This window comes from Sphingopyxis sp. Soil_C_28, assembly GCF_057657055.1.
The window spans coordinates 1,234,842-1,251,368 of record NZ_JBDGJE010000001.1 but is presented as its reverse complement, the minus strand read 5'-3'; the positions used below and the strand labels follow the sequence as shown (position 1 = coordinate 1,251,368).

The window sequence follows — 16,527 nt, the reverse complement described above, 5'->3', positions numbered from 1 at the left end:
ATCGACAATGAAGACGAGGTAACGCGCGGCGCCGCCGCGCTTATCGTCGTGCCCGAATGGCATAGCCAGCGCCTAGCACGCGACCTCGACGCACGCGCCGAGGAGGCGAGGGGCCTAGCGCTCGCAATCGGACTCGACGTTGTTGCGGTGCACACGCTGCGGCTGCGGCAGACGCGCGCAGCGACATTGCTCGGTGTCGGCCAGATTGAAGCGATCACGCCCGATATTGCCGCGCGCGGCGTGCAACTGGTGGTTGTGGATGCCGCGCTCAGCCCGATCCAGCAGCGCAATCTCGAAACTACGTTCGGCACCAAGGTCATCGATCGTACCGGCCTGATCCTCGAAATCTTTGGCGAGCGAGCGGCGACCGCCGAAGGGCGGCTTCAGGTCGAACTTGCGCATCTGGATTATCAGGCGGGGCGGCTGGTCCGCAGCTGGACCCACCTCGAACGCCAGCGCGGTGGTTTCGGCTTCCTCGGAGGCCCCGGCGAAACGCAGATCGAAGCCGACCGCCGGATGATCCGAAACCGCATGGCGCGTATTCGGCGTAGCCTCGAGGATGCGCGCCGTACACGTCAGCTGCAACGATCGAAACGCCAGCGTGCGCCGTGGCCTGTCGTTGCACTCGTCGGCTATACGAACGCCGGAAAATCTACGTTTTTCAATCGCCTGACGGGAAGTGACGTCATGGCGGAAGACATGCTGTTTGCGACGCTCGATCCGACGATGCGCGAAATCCGGTTGCCCGGCATCGACAAGGCAATTCTGTCGGATACGGTGGGTTTCGTGTCCGATTTGCCGACCGAGCTCGTTGCGGCTTTCCGCGCGACGCTGGAGGAGGTTACGACCGCCGACCTGATCGTCCATGTCCGCGACATCGTCCATCCCGACAGCGAAGCGCAATATGACGACGTTCGGGCCATATTGGACTCGCTCGGCGTCAACGGGCCGCAGGATGGCGGGGAAGGGGATGCGCCGCCCGCGATTCAGCAGATCGAAATCTGGAACAAAATCGATACGGCGGGCAGCGAGCGCCGTTCGGACATCGAAGAAATGGCGGCGCGACGCTCCGACGTCGCGGTAATGTCGGCGGTGACGGGTGAAGGCGTCGAGGCGGCGCGTATCCTGATGGCGTCACAATTGACGGCGCTGCACAAGGTGCAACGCATCTATCTGACCTATGGCGAGGGCGAAGCGGCGGCGTGGCTTCACGCGCGCGGCGAGGTGCTCGCGGACGAACCCGAGGCAGAAGGCCATGTGCTTACGGTTCGGCTCGATCCGGCCGACAGCGCACGATTCGAGCGGCTCTGGCCCGCTAAGGACGTTCCGACGCCTTGACCGCCAGCCAATGACTTTCCTGTGCCTCGAGCGACAATCCCGACAGACTGCCGCCGGCGCGATCTTCCATGGCAGCAAACCGGCGCGAAAATTTGGCGTTGGCATCGCGCAGCGCACTTTCCGCATCGACGCCAAGGTGCCGCGCATAGTTGACGACCGCGAACAGCAGATCGCCGATCTCTTCGTGACGCGCGTCATCATCGGTTGCAGCCGCGACCTCGGCGAGTTCTTCGGCGATCTTGTCGCGCGGTCCGTCGGCGTCGGGCCAGTCAAAACCGACACGCCCCGCGCGGCCCTGAAGTTTTTGCGCGCGTAGCAGCGCCGGCAATGACAATGCGACTCCGGCAAGCGCGCCGGTCGGGCCGTCAGCGGCGCGCTCGGCCGCCTTGATCTGCTCCCATTGCTGACGAACGTCATCCGTCTTGCCGTCACCGAAAATATGCGGGTGGCGGCGTTCCATCTTGTCACCGATGGCGTTCGCGACATCGTCGAAGCCAAACAGGCCGCCGTCGGTCGCGATCTGGCTGTGAAAGACGACCTGGAGCAACAGATCGCCAAGCTCGTCGCAGATCGCTGCCGGGTCGCCGCCGGCGATCGCATCGGCAACCTCATAGGCTTCCTCAATCGTGTAAGGCGCGATCGTCGAGAAATTCTGCGCCAGATCCCATTCGCAGCCGCCATTGGGATTGCGTAGCTGACGCATGATCGCGAGCAGGCGGTCGATGGGGGATGGCGTTGCCGCTTCGGCCATATATTTATCCGATAATATATATTATGTTAAATGTCATTCAGCATCGAAGGGGAAGGCGTTCCGTTATGTCACCACCTGCCATGTGCGAATGACCAGAAAAACCAGTCCAAAGATCGCCACCCACGCCAATGCCATCTTGAGCCAGTCCGCCATCGGCAAGCGCCGCGCAATCAGCGAGCTTAGCACCATCGCAAATGCGCCGGCGAACCAGAGAATCTGGACGGTCGTGTCTCCGGTCATAGCTGCACCTCCAATCCATCATACCCTGGCTCGACGCCCGGCGGCAATTCGCCCGCGAGGTCGTCATAATCCATCGTATTGTCCATATGTGTGATGATCGCGCGCGGGTTGCCCACCTTGGCCAGTCCTTCGAGCGTCATCGCCAGATGCGGATGCGTCGGATGCGGATAACGGCGCAGCGCATCGATCACGAACAGATCGACGCCTTGAAAGAAATCGACCATTTCGTCAGTAAATTTAGAAAAATCAGTTGCATAGGCGATCTTGTGCGCACCGTCACTAAAGATCAGCCCGGTGGCCTTTATCGGCCCGTGCGGCATTTCGATCGCGGAGACTTCAACGGGGCCGATCGATTGATGATCGTGCAGGTCGATCGGATCGACCGACGCCGGGTAGCCGGCGTTGCCGGCAAATGCATAAGTGAAACGCCATTTGAGAATATCGAGCACATGATCGCGAGCATAAACGGGCACCGCCGACCGGCGCAGGTGCATCACCTGGCGCAGATCGTCGAGCCCGTGCGTATGGTCAGCATGTTCGTGCGTCCAGATCACGGCATCGATATCGCCGATCTCGGCATCGAGCAGTTGCAGCCGCATATCGGGGCTGGTGTCGACGAGGATACGAAAGCCGCCGAGCGATACCAGGATCGACGCCCTGCTGCGCAGGTTGCGCGGATTGTCGGGATCGCATTGCCCCCAGTCATTGCCGATCCGCGGGACCCCCGAAGATGTCCCGCACCCGAGAATTCTGAGCTTCATAACGCACGTGACGTCATGGCGTCGCCTTGTTGAAAAGTTTATAGAAATTGGCACCTGTCGCCGCCGCAAGTGTGTCTCGGTCCTCGTCGCGCAGACTTGCCAGGAACGCGAGCGTATCTGCCACGAACGCCGGCTCACCCGTCTTGCCGCGGTGTGGGACCGGCGCAAGGAAGGGGGCGTCGGTTTCGATCAGCAGTCGATCCTGAGGCAGCCATTTGGCGGTTGCCTGAAGATCGGCGGCGTTCTTGAACGTCACGATACCCGAGATGGAAATGTACAGGCCGAGATCGAGCGCGCGCCGTGCAAAATCGTCGCTTGCCGTGAAGCAATGGATCACGCCCGGGAAAGCCGCCCTGCCCATCTCCTCTCCGAGCAGCCTCAGCGTATCTCCTTCGGCATCGCGTGTGTGGACGATAATAGGAAGTCCGGTCTGTTGTGAAGCATGGATGTGGCGGCGGAAGCTGTCCTGCTGCCGCGCCCGGTCGCTCTTGTCGTAATAATAGTCGAGTCCGGTTTCGCCGATGCCGATCACACGGTCGTGCGCGGCGCGGCCGACAAGCTTCGCGGTATCGACATCGGGATGATGGTCGGCGTCGTGCGGATGGATGCCGACGCTGGCCCACACATCGTCGTGCGTCTCGGCCGCAGCAAGCACTTCGTCCCATTCGCTTTCGCGCGTCGCGATGTTGAGCATCGCGGTTACGCCGTGTTCCCGCGCACGGGCCAGCACCTCATCCTGCTGCTCGGCAAGGCCCTTGTAGTTGAGGTGGCAATGCGAATCGACGAGCATCAGGCCTCCCCTTCCCCTTCATTCATACCCTCAGGCAGTTCAAGGCGCGGGAAGAGCGGAACGGGCTGACCGACGACGAAGCCGCTGGCGACGAGCTTCGCAAGCCAGTCGTTGTCGTCCAGCGCGTCGAAATCGCGCGCATCGGCGGCGATGCCCATCTGATCAAGCAGTTTGTCGGCTGATGCGGGCACGATGGGCCGGATAGCAATCGCGAGCGTTCGAACAGCGCGGAACAGTGTCATCAATACAGCGCGCATTCGCTCGGGGTCAGTCTTGCGGAGCGCCCAGGGCGCTTGCGCGTCGACATATTGGTTGCAGGCGAAAACCGCGCGGATCCAGTCCTCTATTCCGATCGAGAAGGCGAGCTGATCGAACTCGTGCGGCAGGCGTTCGGTCGCCATGGCGTGCAGATCGGATAACAGCGCGGTATCGTCCTGCGCAGACACATGGTCCGTAGAAAGAACGCCATCCAGATTTTTGAAAATCATCGATAAACTGCGCTGTGCGAGATTGCCGAAGCTGTTCGCGAGATCGGCATTTGCCGTGCGCACGATAGCCTCGGCCGAATAGGTGCCGTCCTGACCGAAGCTGACCTCGCGCAGCAGATAATAGCGCAACGGATCGACGCCGAATTGTTCGGCGAGCGCCATCGGGTCGACGACGTTGCCGAGCGATTTCGACATCTTCTCGCCGCGATTGAGCAGGAAGCCATGACCGAATATTTGTTTCGGCAGTGGCAAATTGGCGCTCATTAAGAAAGCCGGCCAGTAAACCGCATGAAAACGAACGATATCTTTGCCGATCATATGGATATTCGCCGGCCAGAATTTACCGAAATCGCCGTCAAGATCGGGATAGCCTATCCCCGAGAGATAGGTCGTGAGCGCGTCGACCCACACATACATCACATGCCCCGGCGAACCGGGCACGGGCACGCCCCAATCGAAGCTGGTGCGCGAAACGCTGAGATCCTTGAGCCCGCCTTCTACAAAACGCATGACCTCGTTGCGGCGGCTTTCCGGGCGGATGAAATCGGGCTGGTCGTTGTAGAGCGCCAGCAGCTTGTCCTGATATTTCGATAGTTTGAAGAACCAGCTTTCCTCGACGGTCCATTCGACGGGCGTGCCCTGCGGGGACAGACGGGCGCCCCCTTCTCCGTCAGTCAGCTCGCTTTCGTCATAAAATGCCTCGTCGCGGACCGAATACCAGCCTTCATAGCGGTCAAGATAAAGGTCGTCATTGGCCTCCATCGCCTTCCAGATTGCCTGCGACGCCGCGTGATGCGCCGCGTCGGACGTGCGCATGAAATTATCGTAGCTGATATTCAGCTTGGCATACATCTCACGGAAATATCCCGACATTTCATCGGCAAGATCGATTGTCGCGCGCCTCTGGTCGCGCGCGGTCTGGAACATCTTCAGTCCGTGCTCGTCAGTGCCCGTTATCAGGCGGACGTCGCGACCGCGCGCGCGCTGGAAGCGCGCCATGACATCGGTTGCGATCGCTTCATAGGCGTGGCCGATATGCGGGCGGCCATTGGGGTAGCTGATCGCGGTGGTGATGTAGAAAGGTTCGGTTTGTTCGGACATGCGCGCGCCTTAGCCGCTGGCGCGCACGAGGGAAAGCGTCAGCGTGCTGCCTGGCCCTGCCGCGGTGCCAGTTCGGCGAGGCAATTGCCGATTTCGAATCCGACCATCGCTCCGTCGTAAGAGCCGCGTACGGCATCGCGTACGGTGCGCTGCACGCGGTCCCATTGCGCGAGGATCGGCGCGATCTCGGCGACCGGGCGTTCACGCGCGATACGGGCGAGAAGGCCGGGAACGATATCGATCACCAGTTCCAGCCGGGCACGATTGCTGGTGCCGCCGACTTCGCGGGCGAGGGCTTCGCGCAGGCGGTTCTCGGGATCGCCGCTTGTCGCGATGGCGAGCAGCTTCTTTTCAATCGCCGCGACGTCGCTGTCGATCAACGCGAGTGCCTTGCCCGGGACCCCGCCCGACGTCGCCACGATCGCGCGCACCTCGGCCATATCGAGCATCGGGCGTAATTCGTGCAGCCATGCTGCCATGACGTCACGATCAACCGGCTGAAAACGTAGCGTTCTGCATCGCGACCGGATCGTAGGCAACAACCGTCCCGGCGAGTGGCTGACGAGCAGGAAGAGCGTCTTGGCTGGCGGTTCCTCGAGTGTCTTGAGCAGGGCGTTGGATGCCGAAGGCTCCATGTCGTCGATCGCGTCGACGATGATCACGCGCCATTCGCCGAGCGACAGCGAAAAATGAAGCCGGGTTTTTAGTTCGCGCACCTGTTCGATCGTGATGTTGCGTGCGAGGTCCTTCGCTTTGTCCTTTGCCTGACGCGCGAGGCGAAGGATCTCGGGATGGTTTCCCGCCTCGACCAACCTGCCCGCTGCGGTGTCGCCGGGATCGTCGAGTGTAAGCACGTGCCCATCCCCGGTACCGCCATGCGTGACAAGGAAACGGGCAACCCGTTCCGCGAAAGCCCTCTTCCCCATGCCTTCGGGGCCTGCGAACAGCCACGCATGATGGAGACGCTCCGCCTGCCATGCTTCCAGAAACACGGACTCGGCATCCTGATGCCCGATCATGGCAGCCATTCCACAAGTTCGCTAAGAATCCGGGCAGTTACTTCTTCCGCCGGGGCGTCGGCATTGACGATCCGCCAGCGCTCCGGTTCGGCTGCAGCCATTTCGACGAAGCGGGCGGCGAGGCGCGCCTGATAGTCAGCCGGTTTGCTTCCCATCCGGTCGCTGCCGCCGCGTTCGGTCAGGCGCCGCGCGGCCTCGGCCGTGCTGACGGTGAGCAGGAAGGTGCGATCGGGTAGCAGGCCCTGCGAGCCAAAGCCGTGAAGCCCCAAAATATCGGTGTCGGTAATCCCGCCACCGCCGCCCTGATAGGCGCGGCTCGAATCGACGAAGCGGTCGCAGAGCACCCATTTTCCAGAATCCAGCGCGGGACGGATCGTCCGGGCAACATGGTCGGCGCGCGCCGCGGCGAACAGCAACGCTTCGCTCCGCGCATCCCAGCGATCGTCGCTGCCCACCATCAAGAGCGTGCGGATCGCTTCCGCGCCGGTGCTGCCGCCGGGTTCACGCGTCGCAACGATTTCAATGCCGCGCGTTTCCAGTGCGGCGGCCAGGGCGCGGATCTGCGTGGACTTTCCCACCCCCTCCCCGCCTTCCAGCGTGATGAATCGACCCTTCACAGCCCGGTGAGCCGGTAAAAACCCGTCCGTGCACGCGCCCACCATCCGCCTTTTCTCACATCGGCGGCGGCAATCAGCGGGGTCGTTTGCGGCGGTAATCCGTCGGGCGTGACCACCAAGTCGGCGACGGGCGTCCCGCGGGTGAGCGGCGCGGCGATGGGGGCTCGGGTGCGCATCACCGCGCGATAGCCGCCGCTATAGCCCTTGGGAACCGTCATCCGAACCGCGATGCCAGCCTGGGTCGCAACCACGGGAACGGCGCCTTTTCTGACATCGACGCCGCCGAGGCTGGCTCCCGCGGGGACGAGCTCGCGCCCCTCCCATTCGTCAAAGCCCCATTTCATCAGGCGCTCAGCCTCGTCGCGCCGCGCCTTTTCGCTGCTCATTCCCGCAACGACCATGATCAGGCGGCGGCCGTTCCGTTTGGCCGAGCCGAGGAAGCAGTAACCCGCCTCGGCGGTGTGGCCGGTTTTCAGGCCGTCGGCGCCCTCGAAGCGTCCGAGAATGGGGTTGCGGTTGGGCTGGATGATCGGCTTGCCGTCGGGCGATTTGCCATGCTGGAGCTTCAGCAACGAGAAATAGCGACTATAACCGTCAGGATGTTCCCGGATCAGGCGGTCGGCCAATGTGACAAGATCGGCGGCACTCACCTTGGTGACGCCGCCGTCGGGCCAACCATTCGGCGTTCCAAATTGGCTCGACGCCATACCAATTTTAGCAGCTACCGCGTTCATTCTCTTGACGAATGTGGCCTCACTGCCATCGATTCCAACCGCGAGTACCGCCGCGGCATCATTTCCCGAAACGGTGATCAGCCCCTTGAGCAATTCATCGACCGAGACCTTTTCGTTCGGCCGCAGGAACATCGTCGAGCCGCCGGTGCTGCCGTTCCATTTCTTCCACGTCGCCTCGCCGACGGTGAATTGCTTGTCGCGCGCGAGGTCTCCCTTTTTTATCAGGTCGAGGACGACATAGGCGGTCATCACCTTTGCCATCGATGCTGGAGCGAAGCGTTTCTCGGCGCCGCGCGAAAACAGGATCGCGCCCGAATCCAGATCCTTGAGCAACACGATCGGTGCTTGAGTGATATAGAGCGGGCGGCTGACCGGAGCAGTTTTCGGACGCGCATCGCCAGCGGATGCCGCGGGGAAAGCGACTGTTAGCGCCAGCGCAGTCAGGAGCGCCGCGCCGCCTTTCGCAATGATCGCTGGCTTCTCCACGCGCCGCGCCGTCAGCGGTCGCGCTGGACCAGCGCGTCGCGGAAGCCCTTGGCTTTCGCTTTGCCAAGCGCGCCACGCGCATCGGCATCGGTGGCGAAGGGACCGATGCGAACGCGCCAGAGGTTGCCCGCTTTGGCGACATGGCCCCCGACTGACTTCGCGGCTGCGTTTGCGCGGCTTTCGGCACTGAAAGCTCCGACCTGGACGACATATTTGCCACCGGCAACTGCGGCGACGGCCGGTTTGGTCTCTGGTGCGGGCTTGGGCCTGGTCGTGGCGGCCCCCTCGACGACGAAGCGGTCGTCGCCGGGCTTTGCAGTGCCCGAAGCAATGGGAGCGGCCGGCTGGGCGACCGGCATGGCAATGGCTTTGCCCTTCGGTACCGGCAGGCTCTTGGCCTTGCCGCGAAGGATGGCGAGCAGCGAGTCCGGTGTCGCGATCCGTTCCGGGACCGGCTTTCCGGCGCGAAGCTGTGCGCGTTCGGCGACGGGCGGATTTGTCCGGCGCACCCGCACCGCCGCAACGCCGTCGGTCAGGCCCAGCTGCTCGGCCGCGCCGCGCGACAGGTCGATCAAGCGGTCGCCGACCATCGGACCGCGGTCGTTGACGCGCACGAGGATCGTCCGTCCGGTATCGAGCGCGGTCACTTCCACATAGCTGGGCAGCGGCAGCGTCTTGTGCGCCGCCGAAATGCCCGCGGGATCGAAAATCTCGCCATTGGCGGTTGGTTGGCCCGCGAGTTCCTCGCCGTACCAGCTCGCATAGCCGACATCGTCATAATCGGGGATATCGGCAGGCGTGTAGGTTACGCCGGCGATGGCGTAGGGATCGCCTACCTTTACCGGTCCATCGGCCACGACCGTAGCGGTTGGCGTCGGACTAGCCGTCGGGCCGCCCTCGCGCTTGCCATCGAAACTACCACAGCCGGAGAGCAGCAACGCCGCCCCCGCCATCAGGCCCGCGCCCCTAACGATCGATTTCATCCGCCAGCAACCCCACAGATAATGCGTAAAAATTGGAACAATTATAGTCCAATATCGCACGATAGTTACCGGTCAGCAAATAGGCCGTTCGACCGGGACCATCGGGCTCGAGAAGCGTCGCCTGAACATTGGAGTCGGGCCAGCGGCCGCTGAGCGGCGCGATGCCGTCTGCGCGCCATTCGGCCATCGAACGCCAGCGGCTGTGGCGATCGAAAACGCGCGGACAGCGCGTGGGGGTCAGGCGGTTGGCAACGCGGCTGCGGTCGAAGCCGGAAGGCACGGTCACGGCAACACCCCAAGGCTGCCCTGCGCGCCATCCTGCGCGGCGAAGGTAGGAACCGATCGATTCGATCGCGTCGGCCTCGCTCGACCAGATGCTCGCGCGCCCGTCGCCGTCGCCATCCTCGGCAACCTGCAAATAGACCGACGGCAGAAATTGCGGATAGCCGAAAGCGCCGGCCCAACTGCCCTTCAGCGCGCTGCGCGGCACGCCGCGCTCGACCATCACCATCGTTGCAATCAACTCGGGCTCGAACAGGCTGCGGCGGCGGCCCTCATACGCCAGCGTAGCCAGCGCCTCAGGCAAGTCGAAATTGCCGGTCACCTGACCATAAGCGGTTTCATGACCGTAAATAGCGATCATGATGCTGGTCGGAACGCCAGTGCGAGCCTCGATACGCGACAGGAGTGGAAGCAGCCGATCGTGGACGCGGCGGCCGCCGCCGATGCGCGCGGCATCGACATGCTTGGCCTTATACGGCGCGAACGACGGAATCGGCGTGTTGGAGCTTGGCGGGGTACCGAGATTATCGCGATCGAGCGCGACGACGCGAGGATTATAGGCCAGTCCCGCGGTCACCCGATCGAAGGTCGTCCGCGATACCCCGCGTGCCTGCGCCTTGGGCCATAGCGACTGGACATAGGTGTCGAAGCTGGCATCGGCACTCTGTGCATGGAGCGGAGTCGAGGCCGTTAGCATCCAGGCCGACAAGAAAGCGGTAGCAAACTTGAAAAGGCGCCCGATTCTGAAACGTATAGCGTGCATCATATCCCCACCATAAAGCGTGTCTCGCATAGATGCGAGCGGCTTGGCTAGGCTGTGGCGGGACAAAGCGAGTCATTCGTGGGGCGGGCTGAGCGTATAAGGTTTTGCTTGCCGCAAAGCCTTCAATCGCTATGGCGACGGGCATTGGAAGAGTGTCCGAGTGGTTTAAGGAACTGGTCTTGAAAACCAGCGATGGGGAAACCTATCCGTGGGTTCGAATCCCACCTCTTCCGCCAACGCCCCTTCCCACCTCTCCTGTGTCACCAACTACGCAAAATGCAGCCGCCGGTATTTGCCGCGGAAATAGAGCAAGGGATCACGGTGCGGCTCGAACTGCGCGCGTACCACCCGGCCGACCAAGATGAAGTGATCGCCTGCTTCGTGCAGCGATTCGCGTTGGCATTCAAACGACACGAGCGAACTGCCGAGGAGCGGTACACCCGTCTCGCCGGGCGCCCATGGCTGGTTAGCAAATCGATCTTCGCCCCTTGATGCAAATCGGTTTGATGTCGGCTGTTGGCCGATTTGGAGCACATTTACTCCGAAATGTACTGCATCGCGCAGCACGGGCGCGGTGCCCGCGGTGTTGGCTATGCACACCAAGAGGAGCGGCGGTTCGAGCGACACCGAGGTGAAGCTGTTGGCAGTCAGGCCGACCGGCGTTCCTTCGGCATCGAGTGCCGTAACGATCGTAATGCCGGTAGCAAAACAGCCCATTGCGTCGCGCAGCGTACGCGGGTCCGACCCCGCCTTGAACTCCATCGCCTCGCGCGGTTGGCGCCGCTCAAGAAATTCGAGCAGCTGGCCGAGCAGGGCTTCTTTCCGGTCCGCTGCCAGTTCGAGGTCGCACTCGTTGATGTCGGCAGTCTGACCGATCGGTAGGGAGGAAGCGAATACGTCGCTGACCGCGCTGCCTTGCGCGGGCGAAAAGCCGCCGCGCACGACAAGCGTCGGCAAAGCCAATTGGGCGGCAACGCCGTTATGAATGGCGTCCTCGTCGACGGGCATGTCGACGAGGACCAGTCCGGCGGCCAGATGTGTCCCGTCGAGAGCCAGCGCGCGCGTTGCGATCCAGCCGCCACGGCCTGCCGCGACGACGACCGGGCGCGAGCCCATTTGCGCGAGTACAGCGCGTAAATCCTCGATTTGCGGCGCGAGCCCGTCCTCTTTTACCGCTTCGCGCAGGTCGAGATTAACGACGCGACGGCCAGATACCACCAAGGCGTCGGCAACCTCGCGCCATGCAACGCGGCTTTGGCCGACGTCGGGGAGCAGGAGGACGGCGGGGTCATTCTCGTCGCCGAGCATGTCGGCCGACAGAGCGACGCCGCCGAAACCCTTATATTCGATGAGGCTCAAAAATCCCCCTTGCCGCGCCGGCAGGCTGACGCCGACAGCGTTCGATATGACTAAATTGTAATGAATCGGATCATATCGAAAGCCGACACGCGGCGCCAGCGTGCCGCGTAAATTACGCGCGCATCAATGCGAGCCGCTGGTCGACGATTGCGTCAGCGTCGGCGATGATCCGGTCGATGAGCTCTTTACAGGTGGGAATGTCGTGGATCAGCCCCTGCACCATGCCAGCCCAGAACACGCCCTTCGTCAGGTCCCCGGTTTCCAGCAACTCGCGGCCCGCCTTGCCATTCACCAGTTCTGCGACATCCGCAAAGGTGGCGTCGGGCACCGCGAGGCGGCGCACAACCTCCTCGCTCACCGCGCTCTTGCCGACGCGAGCGGTGTTCTTGAGACTGCGGAAAATCAGAAAGCTGCCGCGTTCGTCATTCTCGATATAGGCCTGCTTCACATTGTCGTGGATCGGCGCCTCTACCGTGGCGCAGAAGCGCGTGCCCATGTTGATGCCTTCGGCGCCGAGCGTCAGCGCGGCAACGAGGCCGCGGCCGTCGCCAAAGCCGCCCGACGCGAGCATCGGGATTTTCACCTTGTCTGCGGCGGCGGGGATCAGGATCAGGCCCGGGATATCATCCTCGCCCGGGTGACCGGCACATTCGAATCCGTCGATCGAAATGATATCGCAGCCGGCGCGTTCGGCCGACAGCGCGTGGCGCACCGCGGTGCATTTGTGCAGGATAGTTACGCCATGGGGTTTCAGCATCTCCCAGATTTCGCGCACCGCCGGCGTGCCTGCGGTCTCGACGATCTTGATTCGGCCGTCGATGATGGCTTGGGCATAGGCCTTGTAATCGGGCGCATTGATCGTCGGGAACACGGTCATGTTAACGCCAAACGGCTTGTCGGTCATCGCGCGGCAACGCTCGATCTCGGCGCTCAGCGCGGCGGGCGTCGGCTGGGTGAGCGCGGTCAATATGCCCAGCCCGCCGGCGTTCGACACCGCAGCCGCGAGTTCGGCATAGCCGACGCTCTGCATGCCGCCCTGGACGATCGGATGCTTGATACCCAGCATTTCGGTGATGCGTGTCTTGAAAGCCATTCTCGATCCTTCCTTGACGGTGCTGCCCTTACGGCATCTTCGCTCCGGCCCATGAATTAACTTGACGCTTACGTCAACGTCGGGTTGATTAGGTGGGTAGTTAGGCAACGAAGGGAATCGGAATGACGGCGCGCGAAGGCATATCGGATCGGGCGCTAGCGATTGCCGCAAAGGTCGAAACCTTCGTCCGCGAAACTGTTGTCCCCTTCGAAAGAGACCCGCGCCGCGACCATCATGGCGCGCCGACCGACGAGCTGGTGATGGAGATGCGCGAACATGCCCGCGCCGCCGGGGTCCTGACCCCGCACATCTTGGGCGATGGCGATCATTTGAACCAGCGCGAAACCGCGGTTGTCCTCATCAAGAGCGGGCTGTCGCCTCTCGGCCCGCTTGCTTGCAACACGATGGCGCCCGACGAGGGCAATATGTATCTGCTCGGCAAGGAAGGCAGCCCTGAACTCAAGGAGCGCTTCCTGAAGCCGATGGTCGAAGGCCGCGTCCGCTCAGCCTTCTTCATGACCGAGCCGGCCGAAGAGGGCGGCGCCGGGTCCGACCCGTCGATGATGAAAACGACGTGCCACCTCGACGGCAATCATTGGGTCGTCAATGGCCGCAAGACCTTCATCACCGGTGCGCTCGGCGCGCGGGTCGGGATCGTGATGGCGAAGTCCGAGCAGGGCGCGTGCATGTTCCTCGTCGACCTGCCCGACCCCGCAATTCGCATCGACAATGTGCCGAACACGATCGACAGCTCGATGCCCGGCGGCCATGCGACGCTGACGATTGACAATCTGCGCATCCCTGCCGACCAGATGCTGGGCGAGGCCGGCGAGGGGTTTCGTTACGCGCAGGTGCGTCTCTCCCCTGCCCGCCTTTCGCACTGCATGCGCTGGTTGGGCGCGTGCATCCGCGCGCACGAAATCGCGACCGACTATGCCAACCGCCGCGAGGCGTTCGGCAAGCCGCTGATCGACCATGAAGGCGTCGGCTTCATGCTGGCCGAGAGTATGATCGATCTGAAACAGGCCGAGCTGATGATCGATTGGTGTGCGTCGGTGCTCGACACCGGATCGCTTGGCACCGTCGAAAGCTCGATGGCAAAGGTCGCTGTCTCCGAAGCTTTGATGCGCATCGCCGATCGCTGCGTTCAGGTCATGGGCGGCACCGGGGTCACCGACAAGACGATCGTCGAGCAAGTGTTCCGCGAAGTTCGCGCCTTCCGCATCTATGACGGTCCGACCGAGGTCCATAAATGGAGCCTCGCGAAGAAGATCCGTCGTGACTGGAAAGCCGGGCTGGCCTGACATGGTCGCCAGTTGCGGGCCGAAAAGCGTAGCGTCAAAGTGCTTGACGTTTACGTCAACGTCCGGTTGACTGGCCGAACAAGATAATTGGGAGAAGGACGGGTGCGCGCATGACCATCCTCTATGACGAAGGCCAGCAGGCGATCGCGACCGAGTCGCGGCGCGTTCTCGAGGCACGGATCGGCAGGGACGCGCTGCTGCCCTTGCTTGAAACCGTCGGCGAATATTATCGGCCGTTCTGGGACACCGCAAAGGAGCAGGGATGGACCGCGCTCGCCCTCCCCGAAGCCGATGGAGGTTTGGGGCTTGGCCTGATCGAACTGGGGCTGATTGCGCATCAGGCGGGGCGCAGCATCAGCGGCGCGCCGTTCCTGACCTCGAGTTTTGGTGCGGCGAAGGCGATCGAGCTGTTCGGCTCCGCGGCGCAAAAGGCGCGCTGGCTGCCCAGGCTCGCAAGCGGTGAAGCCATTGGGGCCATCGCTTTTGCCGCCGGTCCTGACGCCCTTCCCGCCCGTCCCGATGTGACCTTTACGGGCGACCGGCTCGACGGCACGGCACGTGGCGTTTCGGCTGGTCTTGCCGCCGATGTTGCAGTCGTCTTTGCGAATGGTCCAGACATGCCGGTGCTCTCGGTCGTCGATCTCGCCGGAGCCCCGCGCTCCTCAGTTTCGAGCTTCGACAATAGTCGCCTCGTGGCCGACCTGAGCTTTTCGGCGACACCGGCCGAAGCGCTCGTCGTTGGCAGCACGGCGCGTGATGCGGCGCTGCACATATTGGCGCTGCAAGCGGTCGTTACCGCCCATGAGCAGACCGGCGGCGCCGAGGCGTTGATGGAAATCGCGCGTGATTATGCTCTGACACGCAAGGCCTTTGGCCAGCCGATCGGCGCCTTTCAGTCGGTGAAGCATCGTATCGCCGAACTCTATGGCCTCGTTGAGCTAGCGCGCGCGAATTGCATCCACGCGGCGGCGCGTGAGGGCGAAGCCAATTTCATTACTGCCGCGGCCGCTGCACGGCTCTCGGCGACCGAAGCCTATGACACCGCGGCGCGCGATTGCATCCAGATCCATGGTGGCATCGGGGTAACTTGGGAGATCGGTCTGCACCTCCATATGCGCCGCGCCCGCAGCCTCGCGATCGAACAGGGCAGCAGCCTGTTTTGGGAAGATGTCCTCGTCGATCAACTTGCGGGAGAAGCGGCATGAGCGATCTTGAAGTCTATCGCGACAAGGCTGCGGCCTGGCTTGCATCAATCGCGCCGACCTTTGGCCGCGATGCGCGCAAGGGCCTGTCCGAAGCCGATGATCTGGCTCTCGGCCGCCGCTATCAGAAAGCGAAGTTCGATGCGGGCTATGCCGGGATCAATTGGCCAACCGAATATGGCGGCCAGGGGCTTGGTCATCTCGAAAAAGTCACCTTCGACGCCGAGGAAATGAAGCACGGCTTCCCGAATTTCTATTTCGGCATTTCGCTCGGCATGCCGGTGCCGGTGCTGATGCAGTTCGGCAGCGACAAGGAGTTCGTCAAAGAGCGTGTGCTGAAGGCACTGCAAGGCGAAGAAATCTGGTGCCAGCTCTTTTCCGAGCCCGCGGGTGGTTCGGACCTCGCGGGACTTCGCACCAAGGCGGAACCCGACGGCAATGGCTGGAAGATCAACGGGCAGAAGGTGTGGACGAGCTGGGCGCATTATAGCGACTATGGCGTGATCGTTGTTCGCACCGATCCCAATGTGCCGAAGCACAAGGGGCTGACCTATTTCTGGGTCGATATGAAAGCGCCGGGCGTCACGGTGCGCCCGATCAAGCTCGCGGGCGGCGACAGCCACGTCAACGAAGTGTTCTTCGACGATGTGAAGATCACCGACGATCATCGCATGTCACCGGTCGGTGGCGGCTTTGCGGTCGCGATCGCGACGTTGATGATCGAACGCTATGTCGCGACCGATAGCGCGGGTTTCGGACCGCACCTCGACCTGTTCGTCGAGCTGGCGAAAGATATCCAGCTCAATGGTCGTCCGGCGATAGAGGATGGGCGCATCCGGCAACAGATCGCGCGAAACTATGCGATGCGGTCGGGGCTCGATTCGATCAATGTGCGTGCACGTTTGATGATGCAGGCGGGCATGATGCCAGGCCCCGAAGGATCGCTGAACAAGCTGGTCGCGGTGAGGTCGCGCCAGAAACTGTCCGAGCTTGCGATCGACCTGCAGGGCAGCGACGGTTTCCTGTTCGACGAACATGCGTCGCAAAAGGAGGATTGGGCGTCGAGCTGGATCAACGCTCCGACCGGCCGCATCGCGGGTGGATCGGACGAGACCTTGCTCAACACCATCGCCGAAAAGGTCCTCGGCCTGCCGCAGGACCATCGCCCCGATAAGGGCATCCCCTTTAACCAGATCCCGGCCTGAGGAGGCGCGCC

General features: G+C 62.6%; 16 protein-coding genes and 1 tRNA gene. 5 read left to right on the top strand and 12 right to left on the bottom strand.

What is annotated here, in order from left to right; genetic code table 11:
• The first annotated feature begins 48 nt into the window (after positions 1 to 48).
• Positions 49 to 1,338 (top strand): GTPase HflX, encoded by a 1,290-nt coding sequence (gene hflX / locus AC3A43_RS05825; protein WP_487791583.1) that lies wholly within the window; start codon positions 49 to 51, stop codon positions 1,336 to 1,338.
• Here hflX and mazG read toward each other — a convergent pair.
• From mazG to AC3A43_RS05775, 10 genes are all read right to left on the bottom strand, one after another.
• Positions 1,316 to 2,089 carry a nucleoside triphosphate pyrophosphohydrolase gene (gene mazG / locus AC3A43_RS05820; RefSeq protein ID WP_487791582.1) on the bottom strand — a complete coding sequence of 258 codons (774 nt, stop codon included), beginning with the start codon at positions 2,087 to 2,089 and terminating at the stop codon, positions 1,316 to 1,318. The two genes, hflX and mazG, sit on opposite strands and share 23 nt — an antisense overlap.
• A 63-nt stretch (positions 2,090 to 2,152) precedes the next feature.
• Positions 2,153 to 2,329 (bottom strand): hypothetical protein, encoded by a 177-nt coding sequence (locus AC3A43_RS05815; protein WP_487791581.1) that lies wholly within the window; start codon positions 2,327 to 2,329, stop codon positions 2,153 to 2,155.
• Complete coding sequence (locus AC3A43_RS05810; RefSeq protein WP_487791580.1) at positions 2,326 to 3,090, bottom strand: MBL fold metallo-hydrolase; 765 nt, start codon at positions 3,088 to 3,090, stop codon at positions 2,326 to 2,328. Before AC3A43_RS05810 ends, AC3A43_RS05815 begins: the two co-directional genes overlap by 4 nt.
• Positions 3,091 to 3,103: 13 nt before the next feature.
• Positions 3,104 to 3,880, bottom strand: coding sequence for a TatD family hydrolase (locus tag AC3A43_RS05805; protein ID WP_487791579.1), 777 nt, complete (start codon positions 3,878 to 3,880; stop codon positions 3,104 to 3,106).
• Complete coding sequence (metG, locus tag AC3A43_RS05800; protein ID WP_487791578.1) at positions 3,880 to 5,469, bottom strand: methionine--tRNA ligase; 1,590 nt, start codon at positions 5,467 to 5,469, stop codon at positions 3,880 to 3,882. Before metG ends, AC3A43_RS05805 begins: the two co-directional genes overlap by 1 nt.
• A gap of 38 nt (positions 5,470 to 5,507) precedes the next feature.
• Complete coding sequence (locus AC3A43_RS05795) at positions 5,508 to 6,497, bottom strand: DNA polymerase III subunit delta' (protein ID WP_487791577.1); 990 nt, start codon at positions 6,495 to 6,497, stop codon at positions 5,508 to 5,510.
• Positions 6,485 to 7,105, bottom strand: a complete 621-nt coding sequence (gene tmk, locus AC3A43_RS05790) for a dTMP kinase (RefSeq protein WP_487791576.1) — start codon at positions 7,103 to 7,105, stop codon at positions 6,485 to 6,487. The genes AC3A43_RS05795 and tmk overlap by 13 nt, the downstream gene beginning before the upstream one ends.
• Entirely contained in the window at positions 7,102 to 8,325 is a 1,224-nt protein-coding gene (locus tag AC3A43_RS05785) for a D-alanyl-D-alanine carboxypeptidase family protein (RefSeq protein ID WP_487791575.1), read from the bottom strand. The genes tmk and AC3A43_RS05785 overlap by 4 nt, the downstream gene beginning before the upstream one ends.
• Before the next feature lie 11 nt (positions 8,326 to 8,336).
• Positions 8,337 to 9,308, bottom strand: a complete 972-nt coding sequence (locus tag AC3A43_RS05780) for a septal ring lytic transglycosylase RlpA family protein (protein ID WP_487791574.1) — start codon at positions 9,306 to 9,308, stop codon at positions 8,337 to 8,339.
• On the bottom strand, positions 9,292 to 10,287 hold the full coding sequence (locus AC3A43_RS05775; protein WP_487791573.1) for a lytic murein transglycosylase: 996 nt from the start codon (positions 10,285 to 10,287) through the stop codon (positions 9,292 to 9,294). The genes AC3A43_RS05780 and AC3A43_RS05775 overlap by 17 nt, the downstream gene beginning before the upstream one ends.
• A gap of 212 nt (positions 10,288 to 10,499) precedes the next feature.
• On the opposite strand from AC3A43_RS05775, the gene AC3A43_RS05770 reads away from it, so the two are divergent.
• Positions 10,500 to 10,589: transfer RNA gene (locus AC3A43_RS05770), tRNA-Ser, on the top strand.
• Positions 10,590 to 10,620: 31 nt separating this feature from the next.
• Here AC3A43_RS05770 and AC3A43_RS05765 read toward each other — a convergent pair.
• Entirely contained in the window at positions 10,621 to 11,712 is a 1,092-nt protein-coding gene (locus tag AC3A43_RS05765) for a flavin reductase (RefSeq protein ID WP_487791572.1), read from the bottom strand.
• A gap of 112 nt (positions 11,713 to 11,824) precedes the next feature.
• Positions 11,825 to 12,805, bottom strand: a complete 981-nt coding sequence (locus AC3A43_RS05760; RefSeq protein WP_487791571.1) for an NAD(P)H-dependent flavin oxidoreductase — start codon at positions 12,803 to 12,805, stop codon at positions 11,825 to 11,827.
• Between the two features lie 122 nt (positions 12,806 to 12,927).
• Here AC3A43_RS05760 and AC3A43_RS05755 point away from each other — a divergent pair, with 122 nt between their 5' ends.
• The 3 genes from AC3A43_RS05755 to AC3A43_RS05745 all read left to right on the top strand — a co-directional run bounded on the left by AC3A43_RS05755 (position 12,928) and on the right by AC3A43_RS05745 (position 16,516).
• Entirely contained in the window at positions 12,928 to 14,109 is a 1,182-nt protein-coding gene (locus AC3A43_RS05755) for an acyl-CoA dehydrogenase family protein (RefSeq protein ID WP_487791570.1), read from the top strand.
• 110 nt (positions 14,110 to 14,219) lie between these two features.
• Complete coding sequence (locus tag AC3A43_RS05750) at positions 14,220 to 15,314, top strand: acyl-CoA dehydrogenase family protein (protein WP_487791569.1); 1,095 nt, start codon at positions 14,220 to 14,222, stop codon at positions 15,312 to 15,314.
• Positions 15,311 to 16,516 carry an acyl-CoA dehydrogenase family protein gene (locus tag AC3A43_RS05745; RefSeq protein ID WP_487791568.1) on the top strand — a complete coding sequence of 402 codons (1,206 nt, stop codon included), beginning with the start codon at positions 15,311 to 15,313 and terminating at the stop codon, positions 16,514 to 16,516. The genes AC3A43_RS05750 and AC3A43_RS05745 overlap by 4 nt, the downstream gene beginning before the upstream one ends.
• The last annotated feature ends 11 nt before the right edge of the window (positions 16,517 to 16,527 follow it).